Here is an 813-nt window from a genome sequence, read left to right as displayed (position 1 = left end):
GGGAAGATAGAAAACTAATTGGTTTTTATAATCGTCGAGGAAGAGGGAGAAAACCTAAATTGACAGAAGCACAAGGTCAACAAGTTATTGACTGGGTAAAAGAAGAACCGAAAAGCTTAAAAAAAATCCAGATAAAAATTGTAGAAGAATGGAAATTAACCGTAAGCAAAGACACGATAAAAAGACTCATAAAAAAAATCAACATGAGGTGGAAAAGGGTGAGAAGAGGGGTCGCCAAAACCCCTGATGAGTGGGAGCTTGAGGTCAAACTACCTATTTTAGAAGAACTAAAAAAACAGGAAAAAAGAGGAGAGATTGAGATAGGATATTTGGATGAAATGGGATGGGATTCAAAGCCTTGTATTCCTGACGCTTGGCAAGAAGAAAAAACCACGATAAAGTTACCACCAATTGAAGGTAAAAGACTAAATATTTTAGGAATAATGAAACGAGATAATCAATTATTTTATGAGACACAGGTCGGAACGGTTACTAGCGAGATAGTTATTAATTTTCTGGATAAATATTGCCAAAATATACAGAAAAAAACTGTCATAATAATTGACCAAGCTTCCATTCATACCAGCGAGGCATTTATGGAGAAACTTGAGGAATGGGAAAAGAAAAATTTGAAAATATTTTGGTTGCCCACTTATTCACCTCATTTAAATTTAATTGAAATATTATGGAGATTTTTAAAATATGAATGGATTGAATTTAGCGCCTATAAAGACCGAAAGAGCCTCCTCGCTTACGTTAAAAAAGTGCTGGACAATTTTGGAGGCGAGTATGTAATTAATTTTGCCTAGGTAC

General features: G+C 34.6%; 1 protein-coding gene. It reads left to right on the top strand.

Annotated features, from left to right (window positions below; genetic code table 11):
• On the top strand, nt 1–809 hold an 809-nt coding region (locus MICAI_RS15865; protein ID WP_039900305.1), incomplete at its 5' end, for an IS630-like element ISMae24 family transposase.
• Between the last annotated feature and the right edge of the window lie 4 nt (nt 810–813).

Origin of the sequence: Microcystis sp. T1-4 (assembly GCF_000297435.1) — a bacterium.
In the GTDB taxonomy this organism is placed as follows: domain Bacteria; phylum Cyanobacteriota; class Cyanobacteriia; order Cyanobacteriales; family Microcystaceae; genus Microcystis.
The sequence above is the reverse complement of the archived record's forward strand: the minus strand, read 5'-3'. Positions and strand labels throughout refer to the sequence as shown.